The organism is Lunatimonas salinarum (assembly GCF_017811155.1).
Taxonomy (GTDB): Bacteria; Bacteroidota; Bacteroidia; order Cytophagales; family Cyclobacteriaceae; genus Lunatimonas; species Lunatimonas salinarum.
In genome coordinates, this window is record NZ_JACVCV010000018.1 from 21,443 (window position 1) to 40,478 (window position 19,036).

General features: G+C 46.6%; 19 protein-coding genes, 2 tRNA genes and 1 pseudogene. 10 read left to right on the forward strand and 12 right to left on the reverse strand.

Annotated features, from left to right (window positions below):
* Window positions 1–66: 66 nt before the first annotated feature.
* Together IAQ59_RS18150 and IAQ59_RS18155 are read left to right on the forward strand one after the other, a co-directional pair.
* A complete protein-coding gene (locus IAQ59_RS18150) occupies window positions 67–705 on the forward strand; it encodes a DUF459 domain-containing protein (RefSeq protein ID WP_209332270.1) in 639 nt (212 codons plus the stop codon).
* Between the two features lie 14 nt (window positions 706–719).
* Entirely contained in the window at window positions 720–1,655 is a 936-nt protein-coding gene (locus IAQ59_RS18155) for an SGNH/GDSL hydrolase family protein (RefSeq protein WP_342450729.1), read from the forward strand.
* Window positions 1,656–1,914: 259 nt separating this feature from the next.
* Here IAQ59_RS18155 and IAQ59_RS18160 read toward each other — a convergent pair whose 3' ends face one another.
* Genes IAQ59_RS18160 through IAQ59_RS18175 form a run of 4 tightly spaced genes read right to left on the reverse strand, consistent with a single transcriptional unit; the run spans window position 1,915 to window position 5,077 of the window.
* Complete coding sequence (locus IAQ59_RS18160) at window positions 1,915–2,457, reverse strand: RNA methyltransferase (RefSeq protein ID WP_209332271.1); 543 nt, start codon at window positions 2,455–2,457, stop codon at window positions 1,915–1,917.
* 54 nt (window positions 2,458–2,511) lie between these two features.
* Entirely contained in the window at window positions 2,512–3,669 is a 1,158-nt protein-coding gene (locus tag IAQ59_RS18165) for a hypothetical protein (protein ID WP_209332272.1), read from the reverse strand.
* On the reverse strand, window positions 3,666–4,490 hold the full coding sequence (locus IAQ59_RS18170; RefSeq protein WP_209332273.1) for an anti-sigma factor family protein: 825 nt from the start codon (window positions 4,488–4,490) through the stop codon (window positions 3,666–3,668). The genes IAQ59_RS18165 and IAQ59_RS18170 overlap by 4 nt, the downstream gene beginning before the upstream one ends.
* Before the next feature lie 8 nt (window positions 4,491–4,498).
* Entirely contained in the window at window positions 4,499–5,077 is a 579-nt protein-coding gene (locus IAQ59_RS18175; RefSeq protein WP_209332274.1) for an RNA polymerase sigma factor, read from the reverse strand.
* A gap of 214 nt (window positions 5,078–5,291) precedes the next feature.
* Here IAQ59_RS18175 and mutS point away from each other — a divergent pair, with 214 nt between their 5' ends.
* The 8 genes from mutS (at window position 5,292) to IAQ59_RS18215 (ending at window position 13,192) form a co-directional block, all read left to right on the forward strand.
* Window positions 5,292–7,892 carry a DNA mismatch repair protein MutS gene (gene mutS / locus IAQ59_RS18180; RefSeq protein ID WP_209332275.1) on the forward strand — a complete coding sequence of 867 codons (2,601 nt, stop codon included), beginning with the start codon at window positions 5,292–5,294 and terminating at the stop codon, window positions 7,890–7,892.
* A gap of 153 nt (window positions 7,893–8,045) precedes the next feature.
* Window positions 8,046–8,118: transfer RNA gene (locus tag IAQ59_RS18185), tRNA-Gly, on the forward strand.
* 90 nt (window positions 8,119–8,208) lie between these two features.
* A tRNA-Leu gene (locus IAQ59_RS18190) sits at window positions 8,209–8,292 on the forward strand.
* Between the two features lie 255 nt (window positions 8,293–8,547).
* On the forward strand, window positions 8,548–10,353 hold the full coding sequence (locus tag IAQ59_RS18195; RefSeq protein ID WP_209332276.1) for a type I restriction-modification system subunit M: 1,806 nt from the start codon (window positions 8,548–8,550) through the stop codon (window positions 10,351–10,353).
* A 13-nt stretch (window positions 10,354–10,366) separates the two neighbouring features.
* Entirely contained in the window at window positions 10,367–11,668 is a 1,302-nt protein-coding gene (locus IAQ59_RS18200) for an AAA family ATPase (protein WP_209332277.1), read from the forward strand.
* A gap of 16 nt (window positions 11,669–11,684) precedes the next feature.
* On the forward strand, window positions 11,685–12,383 hold the full coding sequence (locus IAQ59_RS18205; RefSeq protein WP_209332278.1) for an HNH endonuclease: 699 nt from the start codon (window positions 11,685–11,687) through the stop codon (window positions 12,381–12,383).
* 39 nt (window positions 12,384–12,422) lie between these two features.
* The gene (locus tag IAQ59_RS18210; RefSeq protein ID WP_209332279.1) at window positions 12,423–12,794 is read left to right on the forward strand and encodes a Fic family protein; all 372 of its coding nucleotides are present in this window, start codon (window positions 12,423–12,425) and stop codon (window positions 12,792–12,794) included.
* Entirely contained in the window at window positions 12,791–13,192 is a 402-nt protein-coding gene (locus IAQ59_RS18215) for a restriction endonuclease subunit S domain-containing protein (RefSeq protein ID WP_209332280.1), read from the forward strand. The genes IAQ59_RS18210 and IAQ59_RS18215 overlap by 4 nt, the downstream gene beginning before the upstream one ends.
* Here IAQ59_RS18215 and IAQ59_RS22795 read toward each other — a convergent pair.
* From IAQ59_RS22795 to IAQ59_RS18255, 8 genes and pseudogenes are all read right to left on the reverse strand, one after another.
* Window positions 13,171–13,431: pseudogene (locus IAQ59_RS22795) on the reverse strand (Fic family protein); the annotation flags it as partial. The gene IAQ59_RS18215 and the pseudogene IAQ59_RS22795 overlap by 22 nt on opposite strands.
* 204 nt (window positions 13,432–13,635) lie before the next feature.
* On the reverse strand, window positions 13,636–14,511 hold the full coding sequence (gene atpG, locus IAQ59_RS18225) for an ATP synthase F1 subunit gamma (protein WP_209332281.1): 876 nt from the start codon (window positions 14,509–14,511) through the stop codon (window positions 13,636–13,638).
* 44 nt (window positions 14,512–14,555) lie between these two features.
* Window positions 14,556–16,136 carry a F0F1 ATP synthase subunit alpha gene (gene atpA, locus IAQ59_RS18230; RefSeq protein WP_209332282.1) on the reverse strand — a complete coding sequence of 527 codons (1,581 nt, stop codon included), beginning with the start codon at window positions 16,134–16,136 and terminating at the stop codon, window positions 14,556–14,558.
* Window positions 16,137–16,169: 33 nt separating this feature from the next.
* Window positions 16,170–16,730 carry an ATP synthase F1 subunit delta gene (gene atpH, locus IAQ59_RS18235; RefSeq protein ID WP_209332283.1) on the reverse strand — a complete coding sequence of 187 codons (561 nt, stop codon included), beginning with the start codon at window positions 16,728–16,730 and terminating at the stop codon, window positions 16,170–16,172.
* A gap of 3 nt (window positions 16,731–16,733) precedes the next feature.
* Complete coding sequence (gene atpF / locus IAQ59_RS18240; protein ID WP_209332284.1) at window positions 16,734–17,228, reverse strand: F0F1 ATP synthase subunit B; 495 nt, start codon at window positions 17,226–17,228, stop codon at window positions 16,734–16,736.
* A gap of 70 nt (window positions 17,229–17,298) precedes the next feature.
* Window positions 17,299–17,556, reverse strand: a complete 258-nt coding sequence (gene atpE, locus IAQ59_RS18245; RefSeq protein ID WP_010854327.1) for an ATP synthase F0 subunit C — start codon at window positions 17,554–17,556, stop codon at window positions 17,299–17,301.
* A 43-nt stretch (window positions 17,557–17,599) separates the two neighbouring features.
* Window positions 17,600–18,628: a F0F1 ATP synthase subunit A gene (gene atpB / locus IAQ59_RS18250; protein ID WP_209332285.1), complete on the reverse strand. Its 1,029-nt coding sequence runs from the start codon at window positions 18,626–18,628 to the stop codon at window positions 17,600–17,602.
* Between the two features lie 18 nt (window positions 18,629–18,646).
* On the reverse strand, window positions 18,647–19,033 hold the full coding sequence (locus IAQ59_RS18255) for a hypothetical protein (protein WP_209332286.1): 387 nt from the start codon (window positions 19,031–19,033) through the stop codon (window positions 18,647–18,649).
* Window positions 19,034–19,036 lie beyond the last annotated feature (3 nt).

Below are 19,036 nucleotides of genomic sequence, written 5' to 3' on the forward strand. Positions count from 1 at the left end.
GGCAATAGAATAGGCAAAAGACATCAAAAAAAGCGTAATTTACCAACTCAACTAACCGACGAATCGATGAAGAAATGGTATATAGTGTGGATTGTCTGGGCTGCGATTGCGATGGATGCCTTTGCCCAAGAGCCTAAACGGGTTGCCTGTGTGGGAAACAGCATCACCCAAGGACCTGGACGGGATAACATCAATAGTTATCCCCTGATGATGCAAAAGCTGTTAGGGGATGCCTATGAGGTAAAAAACTTCGGCGTGAGCGGAAGTACCCTGCTGAAAAAAGGGGATATGCCCTATTGGGAGCAAGCGCAATACCAACAAGCGTTGGATTTCAGGCCGGACATTCTGGTCATCAAGCTGGGCACCAATGACTCCAAACCCCAAAACTGGGCTTTCAAGGACGCATTCCTCTCAGACTATCAAGACATGTTAAATGCATTCCTCGCCGTGATGCCGGAGGATGGAAAGATTTATGTCTGCCTCCCCGTACCTGTGTTTGAAGACAACTGGGGTATCACCGAATCGGTCATCGTCAAAGAAATGACCCCTCAGATCAAAAAGGCCGCCCGAGGGGCCAAGGCATCCATCATTGACCTGCACAGGCCTTTTGCTAAAAAGAAAGGCCTCTTTCCGGATGGGGTACATCCAAATGCAGAAGGCAATGCACAGATGGCGGAGATTATTGCGGAAAGAATCAGCAAATAACTAGGAATAAATTCGTGAAACGGCACCTCGTTATCCTCGTTTTAACTGGCCTTCTCGTTGGCGCGGTACAGGCCCAGACCAGCTATCCCATCCGTAAAGAGGCCAAACGCGTGTTATTTATCGGCAATAGCATCACCTATGCCGCCCATTACGTAGACTTTACCATTGCGGCCTTTTACTTGGAAAACCCAGGCACCAAGATGGAAGCCATCAACGTAGGCTTACCCAGCGAAACTGCCAGTGGACTTTCCGAGCCCGGACATGCAGGTGGGCGCTTTCCCCGTCCCTACCTGCACGATCGGCTGGAAAGGATCTTGGAAAAAGTGAAGCCAGATGTGGTTGTTTCCTGCTATGGCATGAACGACGGCATCTACCTGCCGCTGGACGAGGAGCGGTTTGCAAGGTATCGGGAAGGTATCGAGCGTTTGCACGCAGCGGTGACACAGCGATCCATTCCCATCATCCACCTCACCCCTCCAATTTTTGACCCGAAGAAAGATCCCGCTTACGCAGAAGTGCTGGATACTTATTCTGAATGGCTCATTTCCCAACGAAAGAACTCGCAGTGGCAGGTAATAGATCTACACTTTCCGATGAAGGAACACCTGATAGCCAAGCGCCAAACAAATCCCGATTTCTTCTTGGCTGAGGATGCGGTACATCCAAACGAAATCGGCCACTGGATCATGGCCCAGGCACTATTGGACGGATTGGGATTCCCTGAGGCGAAAAACATGGCCTCGCCGGATGCATACTTTGACTCCAAGCCCTCCGGTCAAGATGTCCTGGCGTTGGTAAAAGCCGCTCAGTCACTGACCAAAGATGCCTGGCTGACCCATATTGGGCACGACCGCCCGGGGATGAAAGCAGGCGTACCGCTAAAGCAGGCAACGAAGGAAAGCAACAAACTCCGAAAAGAGATCCGTAAACTTTGCCGTTCGGCTTTTTGAAACAGAAAAGGAAGGTTACGTTCGCTGCACAGGTAACACTGAACTCAACAAAAAGGAGGTTAGAAATAGGAGGATGTAGTCGACTTTATACCCAGTCGGAGGAAGGTGTAACCTAATGTCTTTTCGGAACGGTTCCCCATTCCCGCAAAAAAAACGTCTTAGAGCAACAGCCAAACCTTCGTTCCTTCAGGAAGGGTTACTGAATGCGGGTTCCTGCTCGTTGGCACTTCCAGATTCCATAGTTACCACAAAACCCAGGCTAATCCTTATCAAATATTCCCAATTTACCTCCAACATCCCAAAGCGTGATCCCAATGCTCACAGAAATGTTAAAGGAATGCTTGGTGCCAAGTTGGGGGATTTCTATTACTTGATCCACTTCGCTCACCACACCTTCATCCACCCCGAAGACTTCGTTGCCAAAAATCAGTGCATAAGTTATGCCTTGCTCCGGCTGAAAGTGAGTTAGGGCAACACTGTGGGAAGCCTGCTCCAGTGCCACGGTTTGAATGCCCTCGTTTTTAAGCTTTTTGATCAGTTCCAGGGTGTCGGGCACGTGTTCCCAATCCACCGACTCGGTGGCGCCAAGGGCGGTTTTCTGAATCTCCCGGTGGGGTGGCTTTCCCGTTATGCCACAGAGGTATATCTTTTGGATACGGAAGGCATCTCCGGTACGAAAGGCAGAACCTACATTGTTTAAGCTGCGAACATTGTCCAGCACCAGAATCAACGGGCTTTTTTCCACAGACTTATACTCCTCCACCGACAGACGTTCCAGCTCGTCCATACTCAATTTCCTCATGCTTTTATCGCGTTTTCCGGACGCAAAGATAGTAGTATGGGCCTATTTTTTAGGTTATTCATCAACTTGGATACGCTCAAGGGCTTTTTCCATGGTCAGGATCCCCGAATTTAGCTGCAATAGATCCGTTACATCGACGGTTAGGTGAACAAATTCGGGAAGTTCTGCGCGTGGGTATCCCCCAAACCGTATGCTTAAAACCAATTTTTCGTCTTCCCTCAAGCTCTTAAGGGTCCTGCCGTAAGTGAGCATATTTCCCTTTAATTCTTCGATAAACCGGGGATATTCCTCCGCTAGTTTCTCTGTATCCGGTTCTATGTTTCCAGCACTGCCCATACTTTGTCGCAGAATAAAACTATACATACTTTCATCCGGTCTTGTGAGCATATTGAGGTGGTAGATCACGCCAAAGTCCGGAATACGGTCGTAAAAGGCATAGCCGGTGTAGTAAAAAGTCTCGGAAAGATCCGGTCGGTACAGTCGGTCGAAGATATTGGCCAAAAGCTCCAAGTCCTGCTCCTTGGACGGATCTTCCCCGGCATAGCTGATTTTGGATAGCATTTCCTCCTTTGTAAGCTGCCCATTTTGATATGCGATTAAGTCACCGAATACAACCTCGGCAGCAAAACGCTGCGTTCTTCCGGTGACGTTAGAAGCTTGAAATTGCGGCACAAAGCGCCCTCCCGAAACAAAAGGCGAACGCTCTTCCACGATTTTGATCCGGTCCTCGGGACCCAATTGGGTGAACAAGTGGGCATAATCCAAGAAGTACTCTGCCACAAGTTGCTTGGAGCGCAAGGTGTGTGCCTGCTCTAGGCTATCGCGGTCGAATGGGTTGCCTGGTATAGGACTCATTGTTCGAGTACTGTCCAACAAGGAACGTCCGATTCGGATCTGTGATCCCCGGTGGGGTACAGTACCTGACAGTGGCTTTCCGTTGGGTGATTGCAAAAATCGGATATTGGGTGCCACAGATACTGAGGCATGGGCAGGCAGGGTCATCATGACGCCAAAGCCACTGAGGTATTGAGCCTGCCTACGGTCGTCCCGGCGGCTGACCAAAAAATCCTGGTCGGGCTCGAAGAGGCTGTTTAGAATCGCACTGGCCACTTTCAGTTCGCGCTGCATGCGGTCGCGGTCAATCTCCTGGCATAAGGCGAACTGACTTCCGGATAGGAATACCAAAATCAAAATAATCATGCTCGATTTCATGGCTGCTTGGGTTTAGAGGTATCTGTTTCGGCTAATAAGTAGTGTAAGAGGTCACTGATCTCCTGTTGCAGTTGTTCATTTTCGTATTGTATGCCGTTCAGTCTGTCCAACAAGAATACCAGATCCTCCTCCCGTAGCTGTTGGAGGGTTTGCGAGAAATCCTCCAGCAGGGCTTCGGTATACTGCTTTTGTGCCAGCGCTACCCCTTCCCAATAGGAGGCAAGGTGTAAGGCCTGTTCCTGTTGCGCTGCTTGGAAGGAGGCATCCATGCGCCGTTCCATTCCTGATCCTATCTTGCCAATTAACTCCTCCTCAGCGACCTGAAACCGCCGGGCTAGTTCTCGATCAAGGGTATTCTCCAGATGGCGAAATAGGGAGTCGACGGGGAATTTTTCGGGAGTACGCAGTAGATTTTCAGAGCTATCCGAAACGGTCGCCGCTGCCTGAGGGGTTGGCGAAAATTCAGGATTTCCAAAGCCGATATAGAGTCCTGTTTGGCCCCAACGTAAATGGAGCTCGGTGGCCTTTGCTGCTACCATCAGGCACACGAGGGCTATTACCAAGGTCGCCGCATACTGAATGGGTTTAGGGATGCCTTTCGGCAGGGGCAGGTTGGTTTGACGCACCACCGGCTTGGCCAAGGGCAGAGGAGTTTTATCATCTAGGTATTTTAGGCGCTGCCGAAGGGAAGCAAATTGCGCCAACTCTTGTTTTGCGGCGGGGTTATCTTGGAGGTACTGGGTCATACGCTGGTGCGTCTCGGGATCCAATTCACCGTACAGATAATCGATCCAGGCGGTTTCATCAGGGATAAAGCTCATAAGCGGTATCATTTGGAGTGGTAGGAATAACCACTCAGTGTTTCTTTTAGATGTTTAAATGCGTAATAAAGCCGGGATTTGGCGGTATTTTCGGAAATTCCCAGGGACTCGGCGATTTCCCTGAATTTCAGTCCCTCGAATTCCTTCATGATCAGTACCTCCCGCTGCATCTCCGGCAAGCGCAGGATGGCTTGTTCCAATTGGTCGGTAGCTTCTTGCTGAATCATTTGCTGCTCCGGATCGGCGTTTTTACAGGGTAAATCCACCATGTTGCTTGCTTTCCCATCGGACAGATCTGACAATGCAGCGCCCTTTTGCCGACGCTTTTGGTTCCTGCATTGGTTGGCCAAAATGGTGTACAGCCAAGACCGGAATTTCTCCGGATCTTTGAGGTTTTCGATTTTGCCGTGTACCGTGATAAATGTAAGCTGCGATACCTCCATGGCCAAGTCGTGATCTCCCAAGAACCTGAGTGCGTAATTATACACGCGTTTATACCAGTCGTTGATGAGTATATCCTTTGCGAACGAATCACCGGAAATCGCGCGGGTTACTAGGGCAATATGGACGGATGGGCCGGTGTTCATCGGTATTTCTGGTGCCGGTTTTCAGGGTTTGGTTGGTTGTAAGATGCCCCATGGGTAAAAATAGTTTTATTTGGACAGAAAATTTTTCGGATACTTGGAATTGGGAAAATCGAACCTCTCCGGCACGCATAGCTGGAAGGACTGATCGCAACCATTTTTCTTTGTGGGATGGATCGAGTAAATTCAGGGTTTCATTTACGATCAAATTGGATTTATGGCTAAAGCAGCAGTAAAAGAGACGCCGCTCATGAAGCAGTACAACGCCATCAAGGCCAAGCACCCCGGCGCCTTGCTGCTGTTTCGGGTGGGAGATTTTTACGAAACCTTCGGAGAGGATGCGGTAAAGGCCAGTAAAATATTGGACATCGTACTGACCAAGCGGGCAAACGGAGCCGCCTCCCATATTGAGTTGGCAGGCTTTCCCCACCATTCCCTGGACACCTACCTGCCCAAACTGATCCGCGCGGGCAACCGCGTAGCCATCTGCGATCAATTGGAGGATCCCAAGGAAGTAAAAGGCATTGTGAAGCGGGGCGTGACCGAGCTGGTGACTCCGGGACTTTCCTTTAACGACAACGTGCTGGACAAGCGGCGAAACAATTTTCTCGCTTCGATCTATTTTGATCGCGAGGCCTTGGGCGTAGCCTTTCTGGATCTTTCCACCGGAGAATTTATGGCCGCACAGGGTCAACCTGCGTATATCGAGAAGTTGCTACAAAGCTTCAGTCCCTCGGAGGTGATCTATTCCAAGGCGGCAAAAGCCCGGGCTGCTGAGTTTCTGAAAAGCGACTTTACCACTTTCCACTGCGAGGATTGGGTATTTCAATACGATTATGCCTACGAACGCCTTACCCAGCATTTTCAGACCAACTCTCTAAAAGGCTTTGGGATCGAAAACCTGCCCCAGGGGATCGTGGCAGCTGGTGCGGTGCTCTTTTATTTGGAGGAGACCGAACACAAGGAGGTCAAGCACATTGCCTCCATATCCCGCATAGCGGAGGAAAAATACGTGTGGCTGGATAAGTTCACCATCCGCAACCTGGAGCTAATCCACCCGCAGCAGGAGGGTGGCGTGCCGCTGATACAAATCTTGGATCACACGCATACTCCCATGGGCAGCCGCATGATGAAAAAATGGATGGTGCTTCCTCTAAAGGAAAAAGAGCCTATTGTAGAGCGACAGCGAATGGTAGCGCACTTCTTCGAAAATCCCGCTTTCCGTGAGGAGGTTGCCTCTCACCTTAAGCACATCGGCGACCTGGAACGGCTAATCTCCAAGGTAGCCGTGGGGCGCATCAACCCACGGGAGATGAACCAGCTTAAAAAAGCCCTAAAAAGTACCCTCCCCATCAAGGCACTGCTTAGCGCAGCGAGCAACAGCTCTCTAAAGAAGTTGGCGGATCAGTTGAACTCCTGCGAATTTTTGCTTGAAAAGATTGATCGGGAGCTGATGGAGGATGCGCCCATGCTGACCCATCAGGGCGGCATCATCAAAAATGGTGTGGATGCCGATTTGGACGAATACCGAAAGCTGGCCAATTCCGGCAAAGATTACCTGATACAGCTACAGCAGCGGGAGGTGCAAAAGACAGGAATCAGTTCCCTCAAGGTAGCCTATAACAAGGTCTTCGGCTACTACCTGGAAGTGAGCAATACGCACAAGGACAAAGTTCCCCAAGAATGGATCCGCAAGCAAACGCTTGTAAATGCGGAGCGCTACATCACCGAGGAGCTCAAAATATATGAGGAAAAGATCCTTCATGCGGAAGAACGGCTGATTGCTTTGGAGCAAAAATACTTTAACCTGCTTGTGCAGGATGCCACCGATTACGTGTCGAGCATTCAACAAAACGCCCGGATATTGGCCACCTTGGATGTGTTGCTATCCTTTGCGCAGGTGGCGTCGGAAAACAATTATTGCATGCCCAAGATGGCAGATACCGAATCCATTGAGATCAAGGATGGGCGGCATCCGGTAATTGAAAAACAATTGCCGATTGGCGACGCCTACGTGCCCAACGACATCTTTCTGGACAATGCCACGCAGCAGATTATCATTATCACAGGCCCCAATATGGCCGGGAAATCGGCCCTGCTCCGGCAAACGGCCCTGATCGTGCTGATGGCACAGATGGGCAGTTTTGTCCCGGCCTCTTATGCCCGTTTGGGCATCATTGACAAGGTATTCACCCGGGTGGGTGCTTCAGACAATCTCTCCAAGGGTGAGTCCACTTTCATGGTGGAGATGACCGAGACAGCCAGCATTCTCAACAACCTAAGTGACCGCAGCCTGGTACTTATGGACGAGATCGGTCGGGGTACCTCTACCTACGACGGGATATCCATCGCTTGGTCCATCGTGGAGTACCTGCACAACCAACCCAAGTGCCGAGCCAAAACGTTGTTTGCCACCCATTACCATGAGTTGAATCAGCTGGCGGAGGATTTTCCCAAGGTGAAAAACTTCAATGTATCCGTGAAAGAACTGGGCAACAAGGTGATCTTTATGCGGAAACTGGAAAAGGGAGGGAGTGAGCACAGCTTTGGGATTCATGTGGCCCAGATGGCAGGCATGCCCAATCCGGTCGTGCTTCGTGCCGCCGAGATCATGAAGCACCTGGAGAAGGACAAGGACCTCAAAGGGCAGCGCGACAGGATCAAGGATATGCCTAAAAACAACTATCAGCTGAGCTTGTTTGAGATGGATCCCAAATTTAAGGCGGCGCAGGAGATGCTCGATGCCATCGACATCAACACTATTTCGCCCGTAGAAGCGCTGCTTAAGCTAAACGAAATCAAAAAAACCCTGGCCTAGCTGTATTTTTCCACCTAAAAATCAAAGGGGTAGTGAACACCATGCTTGCCGATTACAAATATTTGACTGGAAATATTGCCTTTTATAAAAAAGCAGGTAAATTTGCAATCACATTAGGCCGCTGCAAACGGGTACGGCTGAAACGTATTAAAAGCGAAAGTAGCTCAGTTGGTAGAGCACGACCTTGCCAAGGTCGGGGTCGCGAGTTCGAATCTCGTCTTTCGCTCTGCTAAAGCCCTCTACCAAGGGCTTTATTCTTTATGGGCCTGTTAGATTATTGAACAGCCTATTGAAAGAAAACCAGTCAATATAATATGCCGGGATGGTGGAATTGGTAGACACGCAAGACTTAAAATCTTGTGACCATTAGGTCGTGCGGGTTCAAGTCCCGCTCCTGGTACATGCAAGCTTCCTCGAAAAGGGAAGCTTTTTTTATGTCTTGGGCTAAAAACATTCTTTTGCCTATATTGTAGCTTCGCTAAGCCTTTGAAGTATTCAGGTGATCCCTATCCATGAATGGTTTCCAAAGCCTTTTGCTTTACAGGTGGGTAGCACCGAGGGCTTTTGTTCCATGCTTCGTTAGCTGCCCCCCAAGCAACTGGGACTTTTCCACTAACCAAATCAACCGAAGAACAAGACGTTACAAAATAGCACAATGAAGAACTTTAAGGAAAAAGCCGACCTGATCTGGAAAGTCGCCGACCTGCTGAGAGGAGACTACAAGCAGTCAGACTATGGAAAGGTGATCCTCCCCATGACCGTCCTGAGACGATTGGACTGTATTCTGAAGCCCACAAAGCAAAAAGTCCTCGACTACCTTCCCAAGGTGGAATCCCTGAAAGAGGGCGTCATCGACATTGCGCTTAACAAGATCGCCGGACATAATTTTCACAACCGGAGCGCCTTTGACTTCGATAGGATTGTGGCCGATCCGAATAATGTCGCGGCCAACCTTCGAAACTACATCCATGGCTTTTCTACCAGCGCTCGGGAAATCATCGAGTATTTCAACTTTGATGATCATATCGACCGGATGGATGACCCAAAGGCCGATATCCTTTTTCGGGTGGTCAAGTCCTTTCAGGAGATTGACCTTTCGGATATGGATTCCATGGAAATGGGCTACACCTTTGAGGAACTCATCCGAAAGTTTGCAGAACAGTCCAACGAAACGGCAGGGGAGCACTTTACCCCACGGGAAATTATCCGTCTGATGGTGAACCTCTTGTTTATCGAGGACATGGAGATGCTGACCATCGAAGGCATTGTCAAAACGCTCTATGATCCAACCGCCGGAACAGGCGGAATGCTCTCCGGAGGGGAACAATATGTAAAAGAGCTCAATCCAAAAGCGGAACTCAAGGTTTTTGGACAGGAGATCAACCCGGAATCCTATGCCATCTGCAAGGCCGATATGTTGATCAAAGGGCAAAATCCCAGCAACATCAAATTTGGCAATACGCTTTCCAACGATCAGCTGACAGAAGAACAATTTGACTATCAAATTTCCAACCCTCCCTTTGGGGTGGACTGGAAGAAGGTAGAGAAACTCATCAAGGCAGAAGCCAACAAAAAGGGCATGGATGGCCGATTCGGTGCCGGTTTGCCTAGAATCAACGACGGTTCCTTGCTGTTTTTGCAGCACATGATCTCCAAGATGAAACCCAATGGCTCCCGAATTGCCATTGTTTTCAATGGATCCCCCCTATTCTCAGGAGCTGCAGAAAGTGGTGAGAGCAATATCCGAAAATGGATCATCGAAAATGACTGGCTGGAAGCCATTGTCGCCTTACCGGATCAACTTTTTTACAATACAGGGATCAGCACTTACATCTGGATTGTCACCAATCACAAAAGCACGGAGCGAAAGGGGAAAGTACAGCTAATCAATGCCACGGGAACAGGCGCAGATTCGTTGCATGAAACGACTCTGCAAAAGGGGAACCGTTTCTGGCAGAAAATGGACCGGAGCTTGGGCAATAAGCGTAAAAAAATCATTGAAAACGGATCTGAAAAAGGAATAGGCTTTATCACCAACCTCTATGGCAATTTTGAAGAAAATCAATTCGTCAAGATCCTTCCGAATGCCTTTTTTGGGTACTGGCGGATCACCGTGGAGCAACCACTCAGAGATGAAAAAGGCAAAGTCGTCAAAGCCAAGGGCAAACCAAAACCCGACGCTTCTTTACGTGACTATGAAAACATACCTTTTCTTGTAAAGACGCAGGATCCTGCGTCTCCTTTCCGCAAACAAACCATCGAAGAATATTTCGATGCAGAAGTTAAACCCCACCTGCCTGATGCATGGATAGACCACAGCAAGACCAAAATTGGCTACGAGATTAATTTTACGAAGTATTTCTATGAGTTTAAACCACTTCGATCTTTAAAGGATATTAAGGCTGATATTTTAGCTTTGGAAGAAAAGACGTTGGAAATGGAAAAATACATTTTGGAATAAGTTATATTGCAATATGAGAATTAATAGATTGGAGCTGAATAATTTTCGGAACTTTGAATATGCAACTTTTGAGTTTCCTACAAACTTCACCGTAATTATAGGAGAAAATGGGAAAGGCAAATCTTCCATTCTTCAAGGATTACGGCTTGCAGCTGGGACATTCCTTTTAGGAATTGACGAGGCCGATCGATATCATATTCTAAAGGAAGATATACGTAGAATTGATTTACACAATCGATTTGTACCGCAAAAAAACTGTTTTTTTTCAGCTTTTGGTTTGATTGGGGATCAAGAGATTCATTGGAAACGATCTATTGCAAAACCAGGAGGACGCACAGATATTAAGGAAGCTTATGCGCTTATTGATAGGGCAAAGGAACTCAATGATGCTGTCAATGAACATATGCGAGAAGATATTGATCTTCCTGTAATTGGATTTTTCAGTACCGCCAGGTTATGGGTTGAACCCAAACAAACCATTAACCTAAAAAAGAAAGGCTCTAGGTTAAGAGATGGATATTCAAGATGTCTAGGGGATCATTCGGACAAAAAATCCCCCATGGAGTGGATCAAATCTGCCTCTTGGAAAAAGCTAAAAGAAAGGCCGGAAAGTGTCCTTTTAGATGCTGTTTTGGAAGCCATAGATATTTGTGTGCAAAACTGGAAACCAACTGAGTGGGATGAAGATTCAGATGATTTGGGGGGGCAATTTACAAATGATAGAGATGAAAAAAACTTCTTACCATTATTCTATTTAAGTGATGGGTTGCGAACAATGGCTGCAATGGTAGCAGAAATTGCCTATAGATGTGTTATCCTGAATGCTCATTTGGGCAGGGAAGCTGTGAAGTTGAGCAAGGGAATTGTATTGATTGATGAGCTTGATATGCACATTCATCCAAAATGGCAACAACACGTGGTCAGTGATTTAAAACAAGCTTTTCCAAATATACAATTTATTGCCACTACACACTCCCCATTTATTGTTCAGTCCTTAAAAGCTGAAGAGTTGATTAATCTGGATACAAGTATCAATGACGATCCTTATAAAATGAGTATTCAAGATGTATCATCTCGCATCATGAAAGTGGAGCCGAGAAGCTTGGAATATAAACAGAAATTTGACCTCACATTAGAATACCTTAACCTTCTTTCTCACATTAAAGATAACAAGAAGGAAATGTCAATGGAATTCAAATATCAGCTTGATGAAATGGAAAAATCAGCCGAAATCAATGACCCTGCTGTAGCTGCTTTCTTAAAAATGAATAGATTGGCTGTAATTGGAAAAACGGATATTGAAAATACGAAATAAAGACAATAAATAGCCTATGCGTCCAATAGAAAGAGGTGCTAGACCATTGAATCCTGATAGAACTCCAAAAACCTATACCTCTTATGGGAATTCTCGCAGGGATTTGATTGACCGAATGGGTCAGTATTGTGCTTATTGCAATCAAAAATTACCCGCGTCTTTGGCAGTGGAACATGTTCAGCCAAAAGCATTGGAGCCACATTTAGAACTAGAATGGGAAAATTTTGTGCTAGCCTGTACAAACTGCAATTCTACCAAAGGAAAAAAGCCGGTTAAATTGGCGGAATATTTGTGGCCAGATGTGCATAACACCCATTTAGCATTTATTTATACCGCAGACGGAAAAGTAAAAGTGAATCCTAATTTACCTGGAAACATCAAGCTTAAAGCTCAAAATCTGTTAGACTTGGTTGGCTTGCAAAAGTATCCTGACAACCCAACCTCCAGCGATAGAAGGTGGGTTAACCGAAGAGATACATTTGTTAAGGCAAATGCTGCTATGCTTTTATACAATCAAGCGATAGAAAATGGAGCTGGTGACGAATTTGAAAAACTATTAGGCTATTGGTCTGCGGACAACGGTTTTTTTTCGATTTGGATGCAGATATTTGACAAAAATACTGCGATTAAAAAGGAAATTATAAAGGCATTTACAGGAACAGCTAACTGTTTTGATGCTGACTTTAATCCCATTCTACGTAACCAGGAATTATGAGCATCTACCATCAATACAACGATGCTGAATTCGAAGGGCATGGAGAAATTTTTAAAGTTTGTGCAAGCCCAATTTTTCGCTGTAACCCTATTCAGAACTCCGGATACTGGGGGAACATCTAAGATTACTGGGGAAGTTACTGGGGAACTTGCCCCGCAGGAAACCCTGCAAGATATAACAACTATAAAAAAGGTGGTTTTCGTATTGGAAGGAGAAATGAAAAGACAACAACTACAAGATGCTTTACAGATAAAACACAATGATTATTTCAGAGTGGAATACATCTCCCCGGCTTTGGAACACAAGTACATTGAACTAAAATATCCCAATAGTATTAACCATCCCAAGCAAAAATACCGACATACCGCCAAGGGGCAGGCACTGAAAGCACAACTCAACCAAGAACTATGAAAACCTACGATTCCTACAAAGATTCCGGCATTGAATGGATCGGGGAGATTCCTAGTCATTGGGAAAAGGCAAGATTGGCAAATGCAGGGAAATTTTATAAAGGAAAAGGCGTTTCAAAAACTGATCTGACTTTACAGGGGCTACCAGTAATTTTGTATGGAGACCTTTACACGAAATACAATATCAAAGCATCAAAAATAGAAAGACGAATACCAAAGGAAGTAGCGGAAAAATCCTTTTTACTTGAAAAAAATGACTTGCTTTTTGCTGCTTCCGGTGAGACTCCTGAAGAGATAGGCAAGTGTATTTGCTTTTTTGGTGAAGAAGAGGCCTATGCCGGAGGTGATTTGGCCAAAGAGATAATGATGAAGAAGATTTATAAGCGGTTGAATGAATAGGTTCGAGGATTTGGGGAGACATACTTTAAAAGGCGTTGTTTGCTTTCATCGGATCGAGCTAACTGCAAATCCGTCATAGATCGTGCTGAGATACGTCCATTTCCATCATCTAATGAGTGTACCGTTACAAACCACAAATGAGCAATAGCCGCTTGCAAAACAGGATCAACATCAATTTTAGCGTTGAACCAATCGAAAAGGGTTTCCATTTCCTGAGCAACTATTTCTGATTGAGGAGCTTCAAAATGAACTCGTTTCTATCCCACGGCACCAGAAACGATTTGCATAGCACCTGTCTCTCTCCATGACCCCACAGAAATTTTATGCATGCCCTCAGGTGAATTGGAAGAGTTTCCCTCCGTTTAGAAAGTCCCCAACAAAAAACCCCACCGGAAGTTAAGCATTCCAGTGGGGTGGTTGTAGGTGTTTTATACGGAACGAAATTAATCGCTGCTTTCCAGCGCCTCTGCACCGGCCACGATCTCCAGGATCTCGTTGGTGATGGCTGCCTGACGAGTACGGTTGTAGACCAGTTTCAATTGCTTGAGCAGGTCGTTGGCGTTTTCGGTCGCCTTATCCATCGCCGTCATCCGTGCCCCGTGCTCCGAAGCATTGCTGTCGAGAATGGCTTTGTAAAATTGAATTTTCAGCGAGTTGGGAACCAGTTCCTCGATGATATATTCCCTAGAAGGCTCCACGATGTAGTCCTGCTGATTTGCACCTGTTTCCACCAAATCGTTTTGCTCGATGGGCAAAAACTGCTCAGCCTTGACCACTTGGGTTGCCACGTTTTTAAACTCGTTATACACGATAATTACTTTGTCAAAGCTGCCGGATTCAAAGGCATTCATTGCATGCTCCGCGGCCACCTTTACCCGGTCAAAAGAGACGTCTGCAAAAAGCAATGCATAATCGTCTATAAGTGGATAATCACGTTTCTTAAAGTAGTCGAACGCCTTTTTTCCGATAGGCATCACCGTAATCTGCTTACCTGCGTAAGTCGTTTCCAACTCGAGGGAGGTCGCTTTGATGACGTTGGAATTGAACGCGCCGCAAAGACCTTTATCGGAAGTGATGGGTACAAACAGAACCTTCTCTACCTGTCGCTGCTGTGCATATACGATATCCGTGCTGCCCTCAGATCCTGAGGAAATATTGTTGAGTATAGCGGTCAGCTTTTGGGAATAGGGCCTCATTTGGACAATTTTATCCTGTGCCCTCCGCAATTTCGCCGCAGCGACCATCTTCATAGCTTTGGTAATCTGCTGCGTGGAGCTGACCGAATTGATTCTTTCTTTTACTTCCTTAAGGTTCGCCATGATCGTTTACTGTGCCCTTGATATAGGTTTATCCCCGAGAGGAATTAAGCTGACGCATATTTGGGTGCCAATTCTGCCGTAGCTTTCTTTAACAAATCGCCGGCAGTATCCAAGTCTCCCTTACGGATAGCGGCAAGCGCATCCCCATATTGTGCGTTTACCAAGTTATAGAAATCCGCTTCGAAAGCCTTTACTTTCTCCACCGGGATCATGTCAAGGAATCCTTTGGTAGATAGGTAGATGATCGCCACCTGTAGTTCCACACGTACGGGGGAGTATTGCTTTTGCTTGAGGATTTCTTGGTTTCTCCTACCCCTTTCGATGGTTCGTTTGGTAGTTGGATCCAAGTCGGAGCCGAATTTAGAGAAGGCTTCCAATTCGCGGAATTGGGCCTGATCCAGTTTCAACGTACCGGCTACCTTTTTCATTGCCTTGATCTGCGCATTACCTCCAACGCGGGATACGGAGATACCCACGTTGATGGCGGGCCGAATACCGGAGTTGAACAGGTTGGTTTCCAAAAATATTTGTCCATCCGTAATTGAAATCACGTTGGTAGGAATATAGGCAGACACGTCACCGGCTTGTGTTTCGATGATCGGAAGGGCTGTAAGCGACCCACCACCTTTTACCAAGGGTCTCAGGGACTCCGGAAGGTCGTTCATCTGCTTGGCTATCTCGTCTGAAGCGTTGATCTTCGCTGCGCGCTCCAATAACCTGGAGTGTAGGTAAAACACGTCACCAGGATAAGCTTCTCGTCCCGGAGGCCTTCTCAATAGAAGGGATACCTCCCGGTAAGCCACCGCCTGCTTAGAAAGGTCATCGTATACTACCAAGGCCGGTCTACCGGTATCGCGGAAAAACTCCCCGATGGCCGCACCTGTAAACGGCGCAAAAAACTGCATAGGCGCAGGATCAGCTGCCGCCGCACTCACGATCACAGTGTATGGAAGCGCGCCTCCTTTTTCCAAGGCTGCTACCACGTTCGCCACAGTAGAGGCTTTTTGACCTACCGCTACGTAGATACAGAATACCGGCTCTCCTTTATCGTAAAACTCCTTTTGGTTCAGAATGGTATCGATGGCGACCGCAGTCTTTCCTGTCTGACGGTCACCGATGATCAATTCCCGCTGCCCTCTACCGATTGGAATCATCGCATCAATGGACTTAATCCCTGTCTGAAGTGGCTCGTTAACCGGCTGACGGTAGATTACCCCGGGAGCTTTGCGTTCCAGAGGCATTTCATAAAGCTCACCGGCGAGGGGTCCTTTACCATCTATAGGCATTCCCAAGGTATCCACCACACGGCCCAGCATTCCTTCACCAACCTTGATAGAGGCAATTTGTCGGGTTCTTTTGACAGTATCTCCCTCTTTTACGACCTTGGAATCGCCAAACAACACTGCACCGACGTTGTCTTCCTCCAGGTTCAACACCATGGCCTTCATGCCGCTTTCAAACTCAATCAATTCACCGGCCTGGGCTTTGGAAAGTCCATAGATACGGGCAACACCATCACCTACTTGAAGGACGGTACCCACTTCTTCCAGTTCCGCTTGAGTCCTGGCTCCGGAAAGCTGTTCTTTCAGGATAGCCGAAACTTCATCAGGTCTTACATTTGCCATTCTTATATCGAATTATTTGTATACTAGTATCAATTAAAATTTCTTCTCGTACAGGTTCTCTGTGAAGTCCAACCTTAACTTGCGCAACTTGCTATGAATCGACTCATCCAACTGCCGGTCATCTACTTTAAGCACGAAACCACCAATCAACTTCGGGTTCACTTTTTCGATCAGCTCTACCTGTTTCTTTCCGGATACCTCTTTTACAATCTCCACAAACCGGGTGCGAAGTTCCTTGTCGATGTTAAACGTAGTGGTAACCTCTGCCAGTTGGATACCCATCTGAATGTTGTATTGGCGGTGAAATTCACGGGCCATGGCAGGGAGGAAGGACTCCCTTCCCTTTTGGGACACCAGCTTCACAAAGGTAAGGGTCAGCTCAGATGCGCTGCTTTTGAGAATAGACTCCAATACGGTGAGCTTTTTGTCAGAACTCACTATCGGGCTTTTTAGCATGCCCGCCAGCTCCGGATGGGCTGCTTCCAGCTCAAGGAGGCGGGTCATGTCCTGATGGACCTGTTCTAAAATGCCTTTTTCGACAGCGAGTTCGAGGAGAGACTTTGCATATCGGGAGGCGACTCTAAATTCAGACATGCGTTAGTTAAGTTTAATTTCCTTTACGAATTCTTCGACCAATTTCTTTTGCTCAGGCTCAGCCGATAACTTCTGGCGCATCAGTTTCTCTGCGATCAGCAGGGACATTTCCGCGACCTGGATTTTGACATCCGTGAGGGCTGCTTCCTTTTCTGTCTGAATTTGTGCTTTGGCTTCTGCTATCATCTTTGCCTCTACTTGAGAAGCGGCTGCCGTAGCTTCTTCCATGATTTTCGCCGCATACTCGTTGGCCGATTTTAATATTTCGTCCCGCTCGATTCTGGCTTCCTGAAGGATTTTCTCGTTTTCAGCCACTAGGCTTGCCATCTCTTTTCTGGCTTGCTCAGCTGACAAAAGTGCGGTTTCGATGGTCCCCTCCCTTTCTTCCAATGCAGAAAGGATCGGCTTCCAGGCGTATTTGGCCAGGATAATGAATAGAATGGCAAAGCCTATTGTTTGCCAAATAATCAAACCTAAATCAGGACTAATCAGATCCATAACGCTATATTTCTTCTTGTTTGTTCAATGTGAAAAGAGGGACTGGCCTATCGCCAATCCCCCATTGTTTTTAGAAAGTAAGGTTACCGTTCAATGCAATCAGTAGACATACTACCACTGCAAAAAGGGAAACCACCTCAATAAGAGCTGCGATAATCAGCATGGCAGTCTGGATTTTTCCAGCAGCCTCTGGCTGACGTGCAATTCCTTCCATGGCTTGTCCGCCGATACGACCGATACCAAGACCTGCGCCTATCGCTACAATTCCGGCACCAATACCCGCACCCATAAGTGCAAAACCGGCAGTCAATAATAATGAAGTTAACATAGGTGTGATTTATTTATGAATAATTGAACAAAGAAATTCCAAATCAATGGTGATCATCATGTGCATGTTCGGCCACCGCGGCTCCGATATACATCGCAGAGAACAAGGTAAACACATAGGCCTGTATGGTAGCCACCAGCAATTCAATGATATTGATAAATACCACCATTAGCGTACTCGCTACACCCACAGCATAGGATTCGAAAACGAAGATCAATCCTATAAAGCTCAATATCACGATGTGTCCTGCTGTGATAGCCACAAATAATCGGACGGTAAGTGCAAAGGGCTTGGTGAATAGACCGATAATTTCTACCGGCACGATGATTAGCAACAGCGGTAAAGGAACACCTGGCGTCGCCACCACGTGCTTCCAATAGGCCTTGTTTCCATTCAAATTGGTCACTAAGAACGTGATAATGGCCAAAGTCACTGTCACGGCGATATTCCCTGTGAGGTTAGCCGCACCTGGCATTAGTCCCAAGAGATTTCCTATCCATATGAAGAAAAACAACGTCAGGAGGTAAGGAGTAAACTTCTTGTATTTTGGACCGATATTAGGTATGGCGATTTCGTCCCTTACGAAAATAACAATGGGCTCCACAAAGGATGCGATTCCCTTGGGGGCCTTGTTGGGGTTATTTTTGTAATGTTTTGAAGCGGATAAAAGCAAATAAAGTGAAATACCCAAAACCAAAAAGAGCATGGCCACGTTTTTGGTAATAGAAAGATCGATGAAGGACCGGCTTTCATCTAGTGCCTGTAGTTTGTCATGATCATCTATAAGATAGCCATTATGTTCTTTTCCAAAATGGTGGGTTTCCGGATCTAAGAAGTCGGTGGAAGAATAAAATTCAAAGCCCCTGTCGGAGGAATAAATGATGACAGGAAGTGGTAGTGTGATGTGGGTATGACCTATGGTAGCGAAGTGCCATTCATGGGAATCCTTGATATGGTGCATGATGAAACTTGTCTTGTCTTCATCTTCACCGGAAGCAGCTATTGCCTGTGCCGAAAACGCCAGAAAAAACACTGACAATAAGGCAGTTAAGCATACAAATTTGCGGATCATCAACTTCTTTTGTTTTGCCTATTTCAAATGAAGGCGCAAATTAGTTATTAAGCTGTATATATCAAACAATAAGTACAACAAATAAATTATAAAGAAATTAACAACAAACCAAAGTAAATTCTCATCTTCCCCCCATAAAAGCACAAAAACAAACAGCAGACTGACAATTAATCTGAAAACCGTGCTACCTAAGATTATAGATACAGAATTTAATTTGTCGTTTTTTAATAAATGTATTGAAAATATGCCAGTTAGCCCTGTCAATATCGCAAAGAATACCGTGATAGTCCATACCTGAGGGTGCATCCATGGACCGGGCAAAAGCCACTGAAGGGCTGCAATCATCAAGCAAAGTAACCCGGTAAATACCCCCAATTGAATAAGCAAGGTTTTATACGATTTCATGAG